Annotated in this window: 17 protein-coding genes; 5 read left to right on the top strand and 12 right to left on the bottom strand. The window is 69.1% G+C overall.

Annotated elements, in window-relative coordinates; genetic code table 11:
• Nucleotides 1-81: 81 nt before the first annotated feature.
• The 4 genes from ACFQW6_RS03755 (at nt 82) to ACFQW6_RS03770 (ending at nt 3834) form a co-directional block, all read left to right on the top strand.
• Nucleotides 82-1254: a patatin-like phospholipase family protein gene (locus ACFQW6_RS03755; protein ID WP_378541431.1), complete on the top strand. Its 1173-nt coding sequence runs from the start codon at nt 82-84 to the stop codon at nt 1252-1254.
• 89 nt (nt 1255-1343) lie between these two features.
• Nucleotides 1344-1850 (top strand): hypothetical protein, encoded by a 507-nt coding sequence (locus ACFQW6_RS03760; protein ID WP_378541432.1) that lies wholly within the window; start codon nt 1344-1346, stop codon nt 1848-1850.
• On the top strand, nt 1847-3160 hold the full coding sequence (locus ACFQW6_RS03765) for a ComEC/Rec2 family competence protein (protein WP_378541434.1): 1314 nt from the start codon (nt 1847-1849) through the stop codon (nt 3158-3160). The genes ACFQW6_RS03760 and ACFQW6_RS03765 overlap by 4 nt, the downstream gene beginning before the upstream one ends.
• A 287-nt stretch (nt 3161-3447) precedes the next feature.
• Nucleotides 3448-3834 carry a VOC family protein gene (locus ACFQW6_RS03770; RefSeq protein ID WP_378541436.1) on the top strand — a complete coding sequence of 129 codons (387 nt, stop codon included), beginning with the start codon at nt 3448-3450 and terminating at the stop codon, nt 3832-3834.
• 67 nt (nt 3835-3901) lie between these two features.
• On the opposite strand, the gene ACFQW6_RS03775 is transcribed toward ACFQW6_RS03770, so the two are convergent.
• The gene (locus tag ACFQW6_RS03775) at nt 3902-4282 is read right to left on the bottom strand and encodes a hypothetical protein (protein ID WP_378541438.1); all 381 of its coding nucleotides are present in this window, start codon (nt 4280-4282) and stop codon (nt 3902-3904) included.
• A 139-nt stretch (nt 4283-4421) separates the two neighbouring features.
• Between ACFQW6_RS03775 and ACFQW6_RS03780 the strand changes: the two genes are divergently transcribed.
• Nucleotides 4422-5915 carry a caspase domain-containing protein gene (locus ACFQW6_RS03780; RefSeq protein ID WP_378541440.1) on the top strand — a complete coding sequence of 498 codons (1494 nt, stop codon included), beginning with the start codon at nt 4422-4424 and terminating at the stop codon, nt 5913-5915.
• Between the two features lie 686 nt (nt 5916-6601).
• Here ACFQW6_RS03780 and ACFQW6_RS03785 read toward each other — a convergent pair.
• From ACFQW6_RS03785 to ACFQW6_RS03835, 11 genes are all read right to left on the bottom strand, one after another.
• Nucleotides 6602-7516 (bottom strand): CPBP family intramembrane glutamic endopeptidase, encoded by a 915-nt coding sequence (locus ACFQW6_RS03785; protein ID WP_378541442.1) that lies wholly within the window; start codon nt 7514-7516, stop codon nt 6602-6604.
• Entirely contained in the window at nt 7516-8112 is a 597-nt protein-coding gene (locus ACFQW6_RS03790) for a GNAT family N-acetyltransferase (protein ID WP_378541444.1), read from the bottom strand. The genes ACFQW6_RS03785 and ACFQW6_RS03790 overlap by 1 nt, the downstream gene beginning before the upstream one ends.
• Before the next feature lie 51 nt (nt 8113-8163).
• A complete protein-coding gene (locus tag ACFQW6_RS03795) occupies nt 8164-9093 on the bottom strand; it encodes a serine aminopeptidase domain-containing protein (protein ID WP_378541446.1) in 930 nt (309 codons plus the stop codon).
• Between the two features lie 73 nt (nt 9094-9166).
• The gene (locus ACFQW6_RS03800; RefSeq protein WP_378541448.1) at nt 9167-9754 is read right to left on the bottom strand and encodes a YceI family protein; all 588 of its coding nucleotides are present in this window, start codon (nt 9752-9754) and stop codon (nt 9167-9169) included.
• Nucleotides 9755-9791: 37 nt separating this feature from the next.
• Nucleotides 9792-10241 carry an ester cyclase gene (locus tag ACFQW6_RS03805; RefSeq protein WP_378541450.1) on the bottom strand — a complete coding sequence of 150 codons (450 nt, stop codon included), beginning with the start codon at nt 10239-10241 and terminating at the stop codon, nt 9792-9794.
• Entirely contained in the window at nt 10238-11113 is an 876-nt protein-coding gene (locus tag ACFQW6_RS03810) for a PhzF family phenazine biosynthesis protein (RefSeq protein ID WP_378541452.1), read from the bottom strand. Before ACFQW6_RS03810 ends, ACFQW6_RS03805 begins: the two co-directional genes overlap by 4 nt.
• Nucleotides 11110-11910, bottom strand: a complete 801-nt coding sequence (locus ACFQW6_RS03815) for a CPBP family intramembrane glutamic endopeptidase (RefSeq protein WP_378541454.1) — start codon at nt 11908-11910, stop codon at nt 11110-11112. The genes ACFQW6_RS03810 and ACFQW6_RS03815 overlap by 4 nt, the downstream gene beginning before the upstream one ends.
• A gap of 67 nt (nt 11911-11977) precedes the next feature.
• Nucleotides 11978-15115 (bottom strand): ATP-binding protein, encoded by a 3138-nt coding sequence (locus ACFQW6_RS03820; protein ID WP_378541456.1) that lies wholly within the window; start codon nt 15113-15115, stop codon nt 11978-11980.
• A gap of 13 nt (nt 15116-15128) precedes the next feature.
• A complete protein-coding gene (locus ACFQW6_RS03825) occupies nt 15129-15929 on the bottom strand; it encodes a hypothetical protein (protein ID WP_378541458.1) in 801 nt (266 codons plus the stop codon).
• Entirely contained in the window at nt 15926-16852 is a 927-nt protein-coding gene (locus ACFQW6_RS03830; RefSeq protein ID WP_378541460.1) for an ABC transporter ATP-binding protein, read from the bottom strand. The genes ACFQW6_RS03825 and ACFQW6_RS03830 overlap by 4 nt, the downstream gene beginning before the upstream one ends.
• 23 nt (nt 16853-16875) lie before the next feature.
• Nucleotides 16876-17847, bottom strand: coding sequence for an EamA family transporter (locus tag ACFQW6_RS03835; protein WP_378541462.1), 972 nt, complete (start codon nt 17845-17847; stop codon nt 16876-16878).
• Nucleotides 17848-17861: the final 14 nt, after the last annotated feature.

Genomic DNA, 17861 nt, shown 5'->3' on the forward strand with positions numbered 1-17861 from the left:
AGATCGAATCGGAAGGAGAGATCGGCCGACTCCGCTTCTGAACAACTCAAACCCATTACCGTTAACGTTCCAGGAGATGCTATGACGACCGACACGAGCGCGGCGCTTCCTGAACCTGACCTCGCTCTGTCGACCAACCTCGCCGCCGACGGCGGCGAGGATGCCACGACGGGCGGTACGGGCCTCTGCCTCTCCGGCGGCGGCTATCGAGCGATGGTCTTTCACGTCGGGGTGCTGTGGCGACTCAACGAGGCAGGTCTGCTCCCGCAGCTCGACCGAGTGTCGAGCGTCTCCGGCGGCTCAGTGACGGCGGGCGTCCTGGCGATGAACTGGAACCGACTCGACTTCGACAGCAACGGGGTGGGTCGGGAGTTCGGGACCCAGGTCGTCGATCCGGTGCGTCGGATGGCCAGCGTGGACGTGGACATCACCGCAGTCCTGTCCGGCCTCGGCTTGCCTCTCGTATCGATATCCGACCGGGTCGTGAAGGCCTATCGCAAGAACCTCTTCGGCAAAGCGACGCTGCAGGACCTTCCCGATCAGCCAAGATTCGTCTTCAACGCGACGAACCTCGAGTCCGGCGTGCTCATGCGTTTTGGCAAGGCATACCTAGGTGACTACCGCGTCGGACGGGTGTTCAACCCGGACCTGCCGCTGGCGGTGGCGGTCGCCGCCTCATCGGCGTTCCCGCCCTTCCTGTCCCCATGCACCGTCGACCTCGAGCACGAGGACTGGGTGACAGACCCCGGCAACGACCTGACTGACAAGGACTTCCGCGAGCAGATCAGTCTCAGCGATGGCGGTGTCTACGACAATCTCGGCCTCCAGTCGACATGGAACGCCTGCCAACGGATCCTCGTCAGCGACGCCGGCGGTCACATGGGCGCCGATCCGAGTCCCCCGACCGACTGGCTGCGCCACCTCCTGCGTGTCCTCTCGGTGATCGACAACCAGGTTCGCTCGCTGCGGAAGCAGCAGGTGATCAAGGCGTTCCGCGCCGGCACACGCAGCGGGGTGTACGTCGGCATCCGTAGCGACCAGTCCGACTACCCATCGGCAGCCAAGATCACGGCGCACCCGAGCGTGACCAAGAAGCTGGCCGATGTACCGACGCGTCTCGACGCGTTGAAGCCCGACCTCCAGGAACAGCTCATCAACTGGGGGTACGCGATCTCGGACACCGGCCTGCGCGCACATGTCGAGCGCGACCTGCCGTCGGGCCGCCTGCCCTACCCGAACAATCCGCTCACCTAGGTGCAGACGCCATGATGTTGGAGGCACAGGAATCGCCAGCCGTTGCACCTCCGTGGTTCCCGCCCAGCCTGCGGGGAGCGGTCAGGCGCGTGGAGAAGCTACGCGAGGAGTGGCAGTACGTCGTGGTCGAGGAAGTCGTCGGCGCCACTGTCGAGCTGATGCGATGGCCGTGGCCATCTGCAGATCGGGTTGGTCGCCTCTGCTGGGACGACGACGCGGAGGATCGGGTCATGTCCGCCGCTGTTCCGCAGCGACTGGTACGGCTGCAGTTGTACGCACCGAATCATCTGCAACGCCGTCCGCGGGCTGGTGACACCTTCGCCGTGCGGCTCACCGGCACCTCAGGCTGGGGCGAGGAGACTGAAGTAGCGGATCTTGCCGCGATCCTTCCTGGAGCGGTGTACGACGTTTCTGCAGACGCCCGTGAGGCGGCGAAACTCGCCTACCAGGGAGCGTCGGCTGCGGTGTTCGCCGGGAAGGTAGCGGCGGAGCTGCTCGAGGATGCCCGCAAGGTGCGCGAGGACAGGCCGCGGGCCACGCGACTCAAGGTCGTTCCGGTGGGCGAGGTCATCGACGACGAGGACGACCAGGGATGAGCGCCGTCCTGCAACCAGTCGACCCAAAGGTCGTGGCTCCTGCAGGTGCGGGAGCGGGAGCACTGATCCAGGCCATCGTCGACGAGCCCGACGCTCTGGTGTACTTCCTGCTCAACGTCGGCGACGGTGACACCCAACTCTTGCTGCTGCCGCCCGACAGCAACGACGGAGTACGCCGGCTGGTGGTGGTCGATGTCGCGACGACGAAGAAGTTGCCTGCCCTCGTTGAAGCTCTGCACGAGGTCGAAGTGCCACACGCAAACGGCGTGAAGCGGTTGATCCAGCGGCCCGGCGCGCCCGGACAGATTCGGCTTGTCGTGGCCACGCACCCGCACTTCGATCACATCGGCGGGATGGGCGAGCTCTTGTCGAAGTACAACGGCCTTCACAGCCGGCGCGCGGCCCCGCCAAAGGCTGACTCCGAGGGCGGAACAATCCGGAACCACGAGGACGTGACCACGCCGTACGCGTCGGACGCCTGCATCGACCAGTTCTGGGAGCCTGGCTACTTCTTCCCAAGTCCGAGCTTTCACAGGTTGATGGCCGAGCTCGAGATCAGCCCGTGGATCCGGCGCCTCCAGCCCACTAGTGGAACGACGACCTATCTGGACTCCGTGAAAGTAACGGTGATCGGCCCCGGTATCGGGCTACGCTCCCGCTTCGACACCTACGGGGTCGAGATCAACGACGCGTCGTTGACCTTGATGCTTGAGTACCCGGCATCCCGGATCTACACCGAGACCGACGTCAGTGACGAGAACCGGCTCAATCGTCGTGCTGTAAGAGCACGGAGCAGGCGATTGCTACTTGGCGGAGACGCCCAGTTCACGTCGTGGGCACAAGCCGCGGTCGACTTCCCCGACATGCGCAACACGCAGAACCCGGTTCTAGCCCGGGAGCTCCGGGCCGCACGTGGACGCGACCATCTCGCGAGCGACGTCTTCAAGATGTCGCACCACGCGTCGAAGCACGGCATCAACCTCGAGCTCATGGAGCGCGTGAACGCGAAACAGGTTCTGATCTCCTCGACCGGCGGCGGCGGACGTTACGGCTTCCCGCATGCCCTCGCCATGGATGCCGCCCGCGAGGCCCGGCAAGCCAGCACAACCTCAGGCGCCGCTCGGCTGACTGACCACGTACTAGGAATCCACTGCACCGGCGCCGTGCTCGACGAGTCCACCCACACCACTCTCGGATCGATCGCCATGCTGGTACCGCGCCAAGCAAGCAAGCAGCTTCGCATCTTTCGACTCATGGACGAGACCAAGGAGCTCATCGACCTCTCGAAGGCTCGCGAGGTCGTGCTGTAACGACTTCGTCGCGTGGAGCATCACCCATCTCGCGTGCTTGCCTCGTCGAGCCAACGCCCTGACTGCACGAGACCGGGCGACTGACGTCCGGCGCACCGGCCTGTGGCGAACCAGGGCAATGGGCGCCAGGTGCAGTTCAGCAAGACACATATTGGCGTTCCTTCTCGAGATTCCGATCTGAGTGGCGTTGGACCGCAGCGAGTAAGGGCAGCGGTGGTCAGGCCGACTTGTCGGGACTACTTTGCAAGAGAGGCGATCCGGGCGCTTCCCGACTCTAAGGAGAACCCATGCTGAACGACAGCAAGGTCACCGCCAACGTCCCAGCCACAGACCTGGAGCGAGCGCGACGCTTCTACGCAGACGTGCTCGGCCTCACCCCTGTCGATGAGAACCCCGGCGGGCTCATCTACACCACCGGCGGCGGGACTTCCTTCTTCCTCTACCCGACCGAGTACGCCGGTCAGGCCGGCCACACCATCGCGCAGTGGCACGTCAATGATGTCGCTGACGAGGTGCGTGACCTTAAGGCCAAGGGCGTCGACTTCGAGCACTACGACATGCCCGGCGTCAGCTGGGACGGCGACGTCGCCACGTTCGAGGGGATGGGCAGAGCCGCTTGGTTCAAGGACAGCGAGGGCAACATCATGTGTCTCGATGACGCGACGATCAGCTAAGTACCATTGCATCGTGCGATCGCGGGTCCGCGCTCCACCTAACGTGCGGGGTGACTGGATCGCACGATCACTTCTCGGGCCATGAGCGCAGGAACTCCTGCACCAATCGCTCCTGCTGCTCGCTGGTCGCGTGCGAGAGCTCCAGCGTTTGCTCGCCGATGGTGAGCTTCACGGATGCGCTCGGATCTTTGCCCCGTTGGAGCCACGTGCGGACCGCGGACACGAGCACGCTGACGGCCGTGATGGAACCTTGCACCTGGACGAGGAGGGCGGCCGCGGCAGCCATGTCGAGGCCCTTGCTTCCCGGTGGAGCCGGTCCGCCAGGAACGGTGGAGACCGACTCGACGTCGAGCTGGACGAGCTCCTCTCGGAGGTCGAGCATCAGCACGTCACGTGTCTCGGGATCGCTGCCTGGGTCGAGCAGCTCGACCCTGACGACTGCGTCCATGTGAGTCACCCCCGGGCTGTCATCGGTGCCGTTCCTGACCCGACTCGACCACGGAGTTGCGCCGCGGTCAATGCCCTGGCGCCTGTCGGGCTGGTGACCGATGCCGTCGCGGGCGTATAACGGGATCGAGGGGGGCGCTATGGCAGTTCCGACAGAATCCCTCGATGACCGACGGTTCGCCCTGCTACTTGCCGTCAGTCAGTACGCGGACGCGACGTTAAGTCGGTTGCGCTCTCCGGCGGCGGATGCTGTCGCCCTACGGGACCTGCTGGCTGATCCCGAGGTCGGCGGCTTCGCCGTCACCTCGGTGTTCGACGAGAAGGCGCAAGCCATGCGTCTGGCCGTGGAGGAGTTCCTGACCGACCGGCGTCCCGACGACCTCGTCCTGGTCTACCTGTCGTGCCACGGGCTCGTCGATGCGCGTCGCCGGCTGTACTTTGCGGCGCGCGACACCATTAAGAACCGGCTCGCCTCGTCCGGGGTCGAGGCGCATTGGTTGCTGGAGCAGCTCGAGGACTGCCGGGCTCGCCGGCAGGTCGTGGTCCTCGACTGTTGCTTCAGCGGCGCCTTCGCTCAGAGGGCGAAGGGCGACACGGATGTTGCTCTGGGCGAGCGGTTGGTGGGGGAGGGCCGCGGGCGAGTCGTTCTGACCGCCTCACGGGGCACCGAGTACTCCTTCGAGGGGGAACCCACTGAGGGTCAGCCACCAGCTGGATCGGTGTTCACGACCGCCCTCGTCAGCGGGATCACGAGCGGTGAGGCCGATGCCGACAACGACGGGCACATCTCGGTGGACGAGGCCTACGCCTACGCGTTCGAGAAGGTCCGGGAGGCTGGTGCGCAACAGACGCCGCAGCGATGGCTGTATGGGGCAGAGGGCTCGATCGTGCTCGCGCGGACGCCGGTCGACATCGGCGAGACGACCCGGACGGAACCGGTGCCGCGACGGGCGTCTCCAGAGGCACGGATCGAACCGGCTCCAGCGACGGTGCCCCCCGCGGGGCCCGAGACACGTCTTGTCCCGCCCCGCTGGCGTCCTTGGCTGCTGGGCGCGGCGGCGGCCGCACTGATCGTGCTGGCTGGTGCACTGGGTGTCCGCCTGCTTGACGGAGACGCCGGCGGCGGCCCGGAGGATGGTGGCGTGTCTGGGCCCCATCAGCTCACGGTTGAGGCGCCCTGGCGGCTGGTGGTGCGCGGCCAGGACGTCGCCGATGAGGGTTGCAGAGTGACGGTCACTGACGAGGCAGGCCAGTCGCAAACGGTCGAGGGCGTCTACGCCACCGAGTACTTCCAGATGCACAGCAGCGGCACGGTCGAGTGGGAGGCCAACCATGCTGACTGCGAGGTGCTGCAACAGCCGACCGCGAATGAGCAGCGGCTTCCCTTCGTGTGGCGGATCAGCCAAGGGGACACGCCCGCTTTCAGTGCAGGCGACGCCGTCACGGTGGACGTGCTCAACTTCCACGGAACCGACGGCTGCGAGCTGGAGCTGCACGCCATCGAGGACGGCCGCGCGATCTCGTTCGCGACCGTTCCGACCGATGGCGAGCCCACAGTCCTCGAGACCTACGGCGCGTCGCCCACCTATGTCGCGGATACGACCTGCTCGTTTCGCATCACTGCTGGACGCTGACCGGTCGGGGCTCTTGGCTGGCAGCGCTCAGCGCCGCGCCCGTCGGCGTGTAATTACGCTCATTCCGGGCCGGGTCGACGCACGCAAGCGATCCGACAGCCTGATCCGCCCGCACGCCGCGGAGGCTGAGTCTAGTAGGCACACAAGTACCAGGTTGGGTGCACCCAGTAAGCGGGTCGGGGAAAGGCCCCTCAAGCAGAGCGCCACGGACTTGAACCGTGGCACGTTTATGTACCGAAAACTCCCGCGCAAGCCGCCAAATCGGAGCGGAACGGGTCAAGAGCGCTGGGCGATAGCACGTTCAGGAGTCAGAGTTTCCGCAGGTCAGCAGCTGAAAGCGGCACCAAACGTCAAACTTGGGGGCGGGGAAAGTGCCACAAGTTGAGGGCCAAGGGGTCGCGGGTTCAAATCCTGTCAGCCCGACGGAGAGAACCGGCTCTGACCAGCGGAAAGGCTGAGTCAGGGCCGGTTCGTCATGTGAACCCGAAAACCCTCCTCGCCACTTGATCACCAGGTATTCGAGCCGGCTCGGGATCTGGGGCGGCCAGCTCGTCCAGGACGTGAGCCACGTCGGCCGCGATCGCGGGCTTCGAGATGTAGAACTCGCGCGTGATGGCAGGGGAGGAGTGGCCGAGCTGCTGCGAGGCGGTCCGGGTGTCGACCCGTTCCGAGATGAGCGTCGAGCGCTACCGTCTTGCGGAACTCGCGGAGCGCGCGACCTCGGCGGCGTCGAGCCGAAGGCGCTCAGCCCTGCCCAACCGTCCTCTGAGTGCAAACAGGATGAGTGCCGCGACCACGATCGCCGCGGCGAGCGCGGCCAAGGGCCTCGCCTGCCCGACGAGCAGATCGGCGGCGATTCCGTCCACGTTGTTGGAGCGGTTGAAGGACGTGTGGGTCGCCGCCACGACCAGGATGCTGTTGCCGGCGCCGCGCATCACGCCGCCGAGCAGGACCCGGATGATGGTGCAGAGCACCAGGAGGACCGCGAGCTGCGGCAAGAGCTCGGCCGGACTGTCGATCTCACGCGCGACCACCCGGATGGGGATGTGCACCAGCGCGAACGGTACGGCGGTCAGGACCGCTGCGACCAGAAGGCTGTGTGCGCGTTCGAGCCGGGTCTGGAGGAACCCCGCCCATGTCGTCTCCTCTGCGACGTTGATCAACAGGAGTCCCACGGCTGAGGCGCCGAGCTCGCCGATCAAGGTCCTAGGCGTCGGCGCGACCACATGGTCTCCCAGCGCGACTGCCAAGCCGACCGTGGCTGCTGGCACGGCCGCCACAGCTGTCAGCCACCACCGCCATCCGACTCGCCAGCGGGTCATCCGCCCAGCCAACGCCCTGAGACCTGCGGTTCCTTCGGTGACGCGGGTGATGGAGATGGTCGTGGCGAGGAGGACGAGCACCAGCAACAGGCTGGATGCCTCCTCCATGTCCCAGCCGATCCGCGAGGGGATGGACCGGCCCGGCAGGACGGCACGGTCCACCAAGATCATCAGGCCCAGGGCGGTGTAGGAGGCCACCAGGGCTGTGAGTGTGAAGACGCCGGTCGCATGCTGTGCCAGCGATGGTGAGGGCGTGGCGCGCACCTCGCTGCCGGTCATCAGGCGTCCAGCTCAGGACTCGTCCGGCGCCTCGCGGGTGCAGCGGTCGTGGCGTCCTCTGCACGAAGTGAGAAGACGTGCGTGTCACGCCAGCGGCGGCCCAGCCAGACATCGTGCGGGATGGTCTGCTCCAACCGCATCCCCAACTTCTCGAGGACGCGCACGGATGCGACGTTCGTCGCGTCACACGTCGCCCTGACGACCCTCATCGCGAGCTCGTCCAACGCGAATCGGACCGCGTGACGCGCTGCGGCGGTTCCGACACCACGACCCCACACGTCGGGGTGGACCGCGTAGCCAATCTCGGCGATCCCGACCTCGGCGTCGATGACCGTGAGCTCGACCATTCCGACCACGCGGTCGGACCGGACGACGCTGAGGACGTGGCGAGCCTGCGGCAGGTGGCGGGCAGCCTCGATCGCCGCGACGACGTACTCACGTGTCTCGACAGCGCGGTTGGGACCCCATGCCTGGTACTGGGTGACGTCCGGTCGGCGGGCCCACTCGTGGATGGTGGGCCAGTCGGCCAGGCGCACCGGGCGTAGGTGTACGTCAATGCCGGGCTGGCGCTGCTGCCGGGTCGCCGTGAGGGTCATGGCTACTCCTTCGTAGGTCTGCTGACGCGACCCTTCCCTGGCGGTGTTGGCTCAGGCATGGGTAGTCGTTGTGGGCATGAGGGTGTGGGCCAGGTGCGGCGCGAACACGGCCTCCCAGGCATGCGCAAGCTCGGGACGGAACAGGCCGTGGTGTCCGATCGAATCGACGCCCAGCTGTGCGGGCGACAGCTCGACGATGGACACGGGCGCTTCGCTGAGTGCTCGCGCCAGTGCGGCGGGCCCGGTGCGGGTGACGAGCGGGTCGTCGCTCGTCGAGACCAAGGTCACCGGGTGGGTGATGAGTGCGTGTCGGGCGGCGATGTCGCGCACGTCCGCTGCCCAGTAGTCGGGGTGCATGCACCAGCGGCCCCACTGTCGTGCAACCTGCGTCGGAAGGTCTCCGAGGATGCCGAGTCGCCGGCCGGGGAAGTAGCCGGCCACCGAGGTGGTGAGCGGGACGATCCCACGCCAGAGCAGTGGTGCCCGCCGCCGCAACCAGGCCGGGTTGTGGTGATAGTGGCCGTTCCCCGTGGCGACCAGGACTGCGCTGTCGAGAAGGTCGTGCCGCACGAAGGGAAGGATCTGGCCTCCGAAGCTGTGTCCGATCCAGGTCGCGGGGGAGTACGCCCCTGCAGGCGCGTCGTCGAGGGCGAGCTCCAGCGCGGCCGCTGCGTCGCCCGCCCATGTGAGGAGGTCGGCTGTCTCGCGACGGAGCGCCGACGGGGTGGCGGTGGTGCCGCGATAGTCGAACGTCAGGACCGTCAGCCCGCGTCGGGCGAGCCAGGTCGCGAATCCCGCGTAGAAGCGTGCGGGCGTGGCCATGGCGGGGGCGACGAGGACGTGTCCTGCGCTCGGCGAGCGCGGACGGAACCACGTGCCCTCCAGGAGCCGTCCGTCGTCGGCACGGAACGTGATGTGCTCGCGCTGGACGGGGTCACGGACGGCGCGTTGTCCAGCGATGCTGACGGAGGTGGAAGTCATGGCGGTCCTCGGGTGGGGTGGAAGGGGATCACGGTGCGAGGCGTCGAGGTGGACGCCTCGCATCCGTCGTTGCTCACTGAGAGGTGAGGACTGTCTCGAGCTCGATCTCGATCCGGACGTCCTTCGAGACGAGGAGGCCGCCTGCTTCCAGCGCCACGTTCCAGGTGATGCCGAACTCCTCGCGGTTGACCGCGGTGCGGGCGGAGAACATGGCGCGGTGACCTCCCCACGGGTCGGGGACGTAGCCCTCGAAGGAGACGATGAGGGGCACCTGCCGGGTGACGCCGTGGATGGTCAGGTCACCGTGGACCGTGCCGGATGTCCCGCTCCAGTCGACGCTCGTGCTGACGAAGGCGGCCGTCGGGTAGCGCTCGACGTCGAACAGGTCCGCGGATCGGATGTGGTCGTCGCGCTCCGCGGATCCGGATTCGACGCTCGCCATGCCGATCGTGACCTCCACGGAGGAGTCGGACATCTGGGGGGCGATGACGACGCGGCCCGTCACGTCGGTGAAGCGGCCGCGCACCTTGGTCACCATGAAGTGGCGGCCTACGAAAGCCAGGTCCGTGTGGCCGGGGTCGATGTCCCAGACGCCGGGGGCGGGCAGCACGTGGCCGTCGAGGATGCGGGTGGGGGGCTGCTGGATCTGGTCGTGCGACATGGTGTTCTCCTGTCAGGGTTGGGTGGGGTGTCGTGGGTCAGCGCTGGAGGTGCTCGCCGAGGCGGTCGAGCTGGATCCAGTACTCCCGGATGCGTCCCTCGTCGACGCGGTAGACGGCGGAGCCCGCCTCACGCAGCGGGCGCGCGGCCGAGTCCGGGCCGGCGGTGGGCAGGTGACCGTGCTGGAGCCAGCGGACGAAGACGTGGTCCTTCTCGACCAGCAGCTCCTCGACGTCGAACCGGAACGGCCCGTGGTCCTGGAGCATGTCCCGCACGTGGGCGGCGTACTCGCCCGGTGATCGCACCACCGTCTCGTCATGCTCGGCCACGTGCTGGTGGGCCGGGACCGAGGTGCCCATCAGCCGTTCGGCGGCCGCGGCGTCACCGGTGACGCGCACCATCGAGAGGAAGGCGGCGACCGTCCGGGCGGCAGGTGGCATTCCGGGCCACGTGTGCGGGCGGCCCGGAACGACGGTGAACGCCCTCATGGCAGCTCCAGGTCGTCGTACGGCGTCAGGGTGAGACGCCGGGCGGTCCCGGTGACCTCGACCGTGTCCGTGCCGCGCCTCAGGTCGATGACGAGCCGGCTCGGCGCCCCCATCTGACGTCCCTGCAGCACGACGACCCGCGACGGGAGGTCCACGAGCTCGAGACGACGGAGGTAGCCACCGAACGCGGCCGCGGCGGCCCCGGTCGCGGGGTCCTCGCGGACCCCGCCCGGCGGAAAGGCATTGCGAGCGTGGAACCGGTGGCGGCCCTCGGCCCAGAACACGTGCACCGTCGTCCAGCCCTCGCGGGCCATCAGCCCCTCGAGCGCGCCGTAGTCGTAGTCGAGGGCATCGAGGACCGATCGGTCCCGGACGCCGAGGACCAGGTGCTTGTTGCCGGCGAACGCGACGTGCACCGGGTAGGTCGGGTCCACGTCGGCCGGCGCCAGTCGCAGGGCGTCCATAGTCTCGTCCGCCGGCTCTCCGGCGGGCCGGGTCCAGGTGGCCGGGGAGGTGAGCGTGGCGGTCATTTCCGCGCCGTCATGGCGCGTCGAGACCGGCACAAGGCCGACGTTCGTCTCCAGTGTGAGGACGCCTGCGCCGTACCTCTCAGCGATGGCCACGGCGGACGCCACCGTGGCGTGGCCGCAGAAGTCGACCTCGGCGCGCGGGCTGAAGTACCGCACCCGTAGTCGCGTCTGATCGGACTCCGAGACAGGAGTGAGGAAGGCGGTTTCCGAGTAGCCGATGGCCTCCGCGATCGCGAGCATCTGAGGCTCGCTCAGGGAGGCTGCGCCGAGGACCACGCCGGCCGGGTTGCCCCCCGCACCGTCCTCCGGGAACGCGGAGTAGCGCAGGACCTCGACGGTCATCGGAGCACCTCCGTCCCGGCGTGGCTGCGACGGAGTCCCGGGGCGAGCAGGACCATGAGGCCGAAGCCGAGGGTGACGGCGTACCTGATCCAGTCGTGGCTCGGGTCGACCAGGTCAGAGCTGGCGTTGAACGTCGCGTGAAGGACGGCGACCGCGAGGATGCTGCCGCGCCCCCACACGTCGAGGGCCCCGACGAGAAGTCGCATGCCGACACCGGCGGCCACCATGACCGCGAGGTTGTAGCCGAGGTCGGCGACGCCGTCGATGCCGTAGAACGCGAGCGGCAGGTGGATCGCCACGAACAACACGGCGGTGAGCAAGGCGCTGCGCACGAAGCCGTACGCGCGTGCGGCGGTGCGCTGGACGAAACCGGCCCACACCAGCTCCTCCCAGAGGTTGACGATGAGGACGCTCGACACGACGTTGACCGTCAGGTCGATCAGGAGGTCTGGCGTGAGCTGCTCGCCGCCGCCCGCAACTGATGCGCCCAGACGGGTGGCGACCGGGATGAGCAACGCGGCAGGGACGAGCCACGCGACGGGGCGGGGCAAGCGCACGCAGTCGAGCAGGAGGCTGCGGACGGTGACGTGTTGCCCGTTGCGCGTCAGCAGCAGCGCGGCGGGGACCATGCCGAGGAACAGGGTGGCAAGGACGAAGGGCTCCACCGGCCAGCCGGTGAAGAGCGGGAGGCTGAGGAAGGCCCAGCCCGCGGGGAGTGCGACGGCGGTGAACTTCAGCAGCACCTGGCCGGGACGCTGAGTCCTTCGGTCCGTGAGTGGTGGGTGGGTAGAGGTCATGCCACCACGGTGGACGGACGTCGTTGAGGGATCGTTGGGTCGCTGTTGTGCACCTCGGGCGCGCGCCTCAGCGCAGGGCGGCCAGCTTCCGGTCGACGAGGCCGACGAACAGCTCGCGGTAGGGACCGGGGTCCTGACGGGCGCGCAGGTAGGTCTGCCGAGCGAGGTCGGCGTCGCCGAGTGCGGCGTGGACGTCGCCGAGGAGTGCCAGCATGGTGGAGGCCGTGCCCTTGCGGCCCGCTCGCAGCATGTCCTCGAGGCGAGCATCGAGGGTGACGACGGTCTGGCCGCCCGCGTGCCCGGCGAGCGCCTCGGACCAGTCGTGGACGCACTCGGCGACGGTGGCCAGCCAACCGAACCCGAAGCGGAGGTCGAGGTCGAGTGCCGGGGCGGCGAGGTGCCTGAAGTAGTCCTGACCGGGACTGTAGAGGCCTTGGGCAGCGCCCAGGGTGCGCGCCACGGCACGGGGGAACGGACGACCGTCGGCGTCCGCGAGCGCGACCGCTGCCTCGACGGATCGTTGATGGGCGGCGCCGTCCCCGTGCATGCCGAACCAGGCACCCTCGATGAGGTGGTACATGACGTGGAGGTTCTCGTCGTACGCGGCCGTCTCGGCAGCTGCTGTGTCCAGGATCAGGTCGCGGGCTCGGGTCAGGTGAGTGCGGGCCCGCCCCTGGTCGTCGGTGGACAGTGCGTCGAAGACGGCCATGAGGTGCACGGAGGCCCGGGCCGCGTTCCCGATCCGAGCGTCGGGGTCCGGCGCGTCACACGCGGAGAGGAGCGATCGGGCCACGTCGACGTACGACGCTTGGTCGTCCCTGTCGATGAGGAAGAAGAAGAGGGACCACCACACGCGCGCGTTGTCGTCGTCGAAGGCACCCGCTTCGGCGAGTTGTAGTGCCCGGTCCGCGATCTCCCGGGCGTCGGCGTCCCCCCAGCCGCGAGATGTGACGATCAGCCGGAACAGGGTCAGGAGCACCGACAGCTCGGTGTCGGGGTCCGGTGGTGACGCCTGGCGCACGAGGTGGAGAGCCCGCCGAAGGTGCACCTCGGCCTGCTCGTGCGCGCACACCGACGTGGCAGCGTCGGCAGCCGCGAGCTGCGACTCGACCGCTGTGGATCCCATCACCTCGCGGGCCGCCCACGCGTGCGTCGCAACTGCTGCGGGCGAGCTCGTGCCCTCCTGCTCGAAGAGGGTGGCGACCACTCCGTGGAGCCGGCTGGCGCGCCCGGCGGGCACCCGCGCGAGGACGACCTCCTGCACGAGCGCGTGGACGAACCGGTGGGTGCCGTCGTCGGTCGGCTCGACGAGACCGTGCCGGGCCGCGACGTCGTAGGCGTCGAGCGCCTCTTCCGGCTCCATCCCGGCCACGGCGGCCGCCGTGCGGAGGTCGAAGTCGCGGCCGATGACGGCGGCCGCGGCGAGCAGTGAGGTGACCTCGGCGGGGAGCGGCCTGAGTCGGCTGGCGATGACGTGGCGGACGCCCGGCGGAACAGCGGCCGAGGTGCTGGCGGCGGGGGCCTCGTCGTCCAGGAGGAGGCGCGCCAGCTGGCGTACGAAGAACGGGTTCCCGCCGGTGCGCTCGTAGAGGAGGTCGGCGAAGTGCTCGTGACGCTCGGGATGGGCCGCAGTCGTGAGCATCTCGGCCGCCAGCACCGCGACGTCCCCTGGGGCGAGTCCGCTGAGGTGCACCTCGGACGTCACGTCCTCGCGCGAGACGGTAGCGAGCGTGGCGTCCAACCCGTCGCTCGTGTCGCTGGGAAGGTCGCGGTAGGCCGCGACGAGCAGCAGCGGCCGGTTGGCCAAGGACGGTGTGACGTAGGAGAGCAGCTCCAGGCTGGGGAGGTCTGCCCAGTGGATGTCGTCGAGCGTCACCACGAGCGGGCCGTTGGCGGCTCGGCCGAGGTAGGTGGAGACCGCCTCGTACAGCAGGAACCGCATGGTCTGGAGGTTGTCCGCGGGCAACGGACCCTCGAGCCCCAGTCGGTCGGCGATGCCACGTGACAGCTGCGCCACCGGTCGCGCCTGGGCCGCAACCAGCGACCGGAGCGCCTCGTCGTCGAGGGTTGCCGCCACGCTGTCCACGACTTGCGACCACGGCCAGAACGGGGGTGCTCCTGCCGCCGCGGGCGAGCGTCCGGAGTGCACCGGGACACCCCGGCGACGTGCCATCTCCTCGAGCGAGTCGAGCAGGGTCGACTTGCCGATGCCGGGCTCGCCCGCCAGCAGGACCAACGACCCCGTGCCGCTCGTGGTCAGTCGGTCGAGGGCGGTCTGCAGGACGGCGAGCTCTCGCTCGCGTCCGACGAGCATCCGGTCCCCATCGCCGACGGCGGCCGGTGGCGGGGTAGCCGAGAGGCTCGGAGCAGCAGCGATGGGCGGGGAAGGACGACGAGGTGTGGTGGGTGGCGGGTCGAGGTCGGGATCCTGCGACAGGATGCGCTGGAGCAGCGAGTCCATGCGGTTCGAGGGCAGGATGCCGAGCTCGTCGTCGAGCAGCACCCGAAATTTGCGGTGGACCTCCAGGGCGTCGGGCGCCCGTCCGCAGCGGTACAGCGCGAGCATCAGCAGTGCTTGGGGGTCCTCGCGCAAGGGGTGTTCGGCGGCGAATCCGTCCAGTCCTGGCAGGGCATCGGCGTGGCGTCCGGAGGCGAGCATGGCCTCGAAGCGGCCCTCCACGGCTGCGAGGTAGGTCTCCGTCAGCTGGGCGACGACGCTCTGGGCGAACTGGTGGTCGGCCACCTCGGACAGCGGATCCCCGGTCCAGAGCCCGACCGCCTCGTCCAGCGTTGCGAACGCCTCGTCCACGGCACCCTGACGGAGGAGGTCGCGTCCCGTCTGGGTGAGGGTCCGCAGCCGGACGGCGTCGACCGTCTCGGCCGGCAGGTCGATGAGGTAGCCGGGGCCGCGGGTGACGAGCGCAGACGCCAGCGCACCCGTCGCACTCAGCGCCTGCCGGAGGTTCGAGACGTACGACCGCAGAGTCACAGCGCCCTGCGGCGGGGGTGCACCGTCCCAGAGCTGGTCGATCAGGCGCTCGGCACTGACCACCCGACCGACGTTGAGGAGAAGCAGCACGAGCAGGGCGCGCTGGCGGCGCGTGGCTATCTCGACCGACCTCCCGTCCACCCGCACGTCGAGGAGGCCGAGGATCCGGACGTCGACGGCGCTGCTGTGGCTGTGATCCGTCAGCGTGGCGAGCACGGGACCGACCGTCTCAGGCATCGCGCCGGCGCACGATCACGCTCGCCACCACGACGCCGGCCAGCAACCAGCCGACCCAGACGAGGGCCGCGACGGGTGGCGCCAGCCCGGGGCCGCTCTGGTCGACGCGCATCATCGCGGAGCCGGCTTCGGAGGCCAGCAGCGGCATCACGGTGTCGGCGATCGAGCGGGGGAGCAACGCCACGAGCATGGGAAGCACGAACATCAGCCCCAGCAAGGCGAATGCTGCGCCGACGGCAGACCTCAAGATCCATCCCAGCGACTGGCCGAGCAGGCCCCAGCCGAGGGCGTACAGCGACATGGCGACGGCGGCCCACCAGGTGCCCGGCTCGGCCCACGTCAGTGGTGAGTCGATGCGCGTGAGGATCACCCGCGACGCCTCGAGGGCGACCGCGGCTCCGACAAGGACGAGCGGGAGCACGAGCCTCGCGAGTGCGATGGCCTTCCCGCGGACCACCATGCCCCGTCTCGGGACGGCCCAGAAGGTGGTCCGCACGAGTGCGGTGGGGAACTCCGAGGTCACGGAGAGGACACCGAGGATCCCCAGGAGCAGCGCCGCGGTGACGCCCCCGTTGAGCGCGACGGACGTGGCGGCGCCGAGGTCGCCGATCGGCTCAGCCTCCTTCGGCGCCAGCACCTGTCCGAGCGCCTGGACGGGTCCGAGGACGAGGAGGAACATCGCAGCAGTGGCGGCCAGGACGACGTGGGACCGGAGGGTCTTGAGCTTGACGGTCTCGCTGCGGGTGACCCGGCCCAGGGTGGGGCCGGAGGCGGGCGTGGCGGAGCTGCTCATCGGGTCACGGTCCTCTCGGTGGTGTGGCTTGCGCGGTAGTCGGTGGCGTCGTGCGTGAGCTCCAGGAAGGCGTCCTCCAGGGAACGGCGCTCCGTGACGAGCTCGTGCACCTCGAACTGCTGGCCGAGAGCGAGCCGGGCGATCTGGGCGGCGTCGAGGCCGGAGACATGGAGCGCCGACTCGTCGGCTGGCTCGACCGTCGCGCCTGCGTCGGTGAGCACCCGTGCGAGGCGCGCGGGCTCCGGTCCGCGGACGCGCACGGTCGAGGTGCGCCCTTGCAGCAGCTGCTCCGTCGGTACGTCAGCGACGAGCCGGCCCCTGCCGACGACGACGAGGTGGTCGGCCGTCTGCGCCATCTCACCCATGAGGTGTGAGGAGACGAGGACGGTGCGGCCCTCCTGGGCGAGGCGGCGCAGGAGCGAGCGCACCCAGATGATCCCGTCGGGGTCCAGCCCGTTCATCGGCTCGTCCAGGACGACTGTCCCGGGGTCCCCGAGCAGAGCTGCGGCGATGCCGAGGCGTTGGCGCATCCCCAGCGAAAAGGTTCCCACGCGGCTCCGGGCCCTGTCCGAGAGGCCCACCACGTCGAGCACCTCCCGCACGCGCGCGCGACCCTCACCTGTGGTCACCGCGATCGCGGTCAGGTGGGCATCCGCGGTACGTCGGGGATGGACCTGCCCGGCGTCGAGCATGGCGCCGACCGTGCGGATCGGCGACGGCAGGTCGGTGTAGGAGCGGCCGTCGACACGCGCGGTGCCGCTGGTGGGCCGGTCGAGGCCGAGGATCATCCGCATCGTGGTGGACTTGCCGGCGCCGTTGGGCCCGAGGAAGCCAGTGACGAGCCCCGGGCGGACGGTGAAGCTGATGTCGTCGACGGCGAGCGTGCTGCCGAACTGCTTGGTGAGGTGGTCGATCTCGATCATGGTGGGTCTCGATTCTGGGTGGGTCACGCAGCGCGGGTGGCGGGCGTGTCGGTCGGGGCTCGGGTGTCGCCGAGGTGCGCTTCGTCCGGGCACGGAAGTGACGTCACGTGGTCGAGCCGCGTGCGTCGCCGGCTCGCGAGAGTCGGCTGGCCGAGCAGCACGCCGCTGGCGATGAGGGTCATGCCCAGCACGGTGGCCGCACCGAACGGCTCTCCCGAGACGACGATTCCGAGGGACGTGGCGACGACGGGATTGAGGAGGCCGATGAGCGACACGGTTCCCGCCGGGAGGTGCGCCAGGCCTCGGAACCAGCACGCGTAGGCCAGGACGGTGCCGACCCCCGCGAGCCACAGGAGCCCACCGGCCGCGGACAGGTCCAGCGCGGGCGGCGGACCCTCGACGACCAGGGTGAGAGGGACGAGCGCGACGCCGCCGACGACGAGCTGCCAGCTGACGAGGGTCAGCGTGTCGACGGGCGCGGGCCAGCGGCGGACCAGGACGAACCCGAGCGCGGCGCTGAGCACAGACCCGCCGGCCGCAAGGAGACCGATGGTGTCGATCGAGGACGTGGACCGCAGGACCAGCAACGCGACCCCGACCAGACCCACCAGCCCGCCGACGACGCGGCGCCGGCCGGGGACCTCACGCAGGACGAGCCAGGCAAGGGTCATGACCACGAGCGGTGAGACCGCCTGGACGGTGGATGCTACTCCGCCCGGGAGTCGGTAGGCCGAGAGGAAGAGCAGCGGGAAGAACGCCGCGAAGTTCAGGAGTCCGAGGACCAACGCGCGCCACCACCAGCGCCCGCGCGGCAGCTGCCGGGACAGTGCCAGCAGGATGAGGCCTGCAGGCAGGGCGCGCGCGGCGGCGGCGAAGAGCGGTCGTCCGTCGGGGAGGAGGTGGGCGGTGACGACGTACGTCGTCCCCCACGCGACGGGGGCGACTGCTGTGGTGATCGCGGCGCCCCACGAACTGGGGCTGCGGGAGATGGACATGGCTCGGTTCCTGT

It is taken from the genome of Nocardioides sp. GCM10028917 (assembly GCF_042666175.1).
In the GTDB taxonomy this organism is placed as follows: domain Bacteria; phylum Actinomycetota; class Actinomycetes; order Propionibacteriales; family Nocardioidaceae; genus Nocardioides.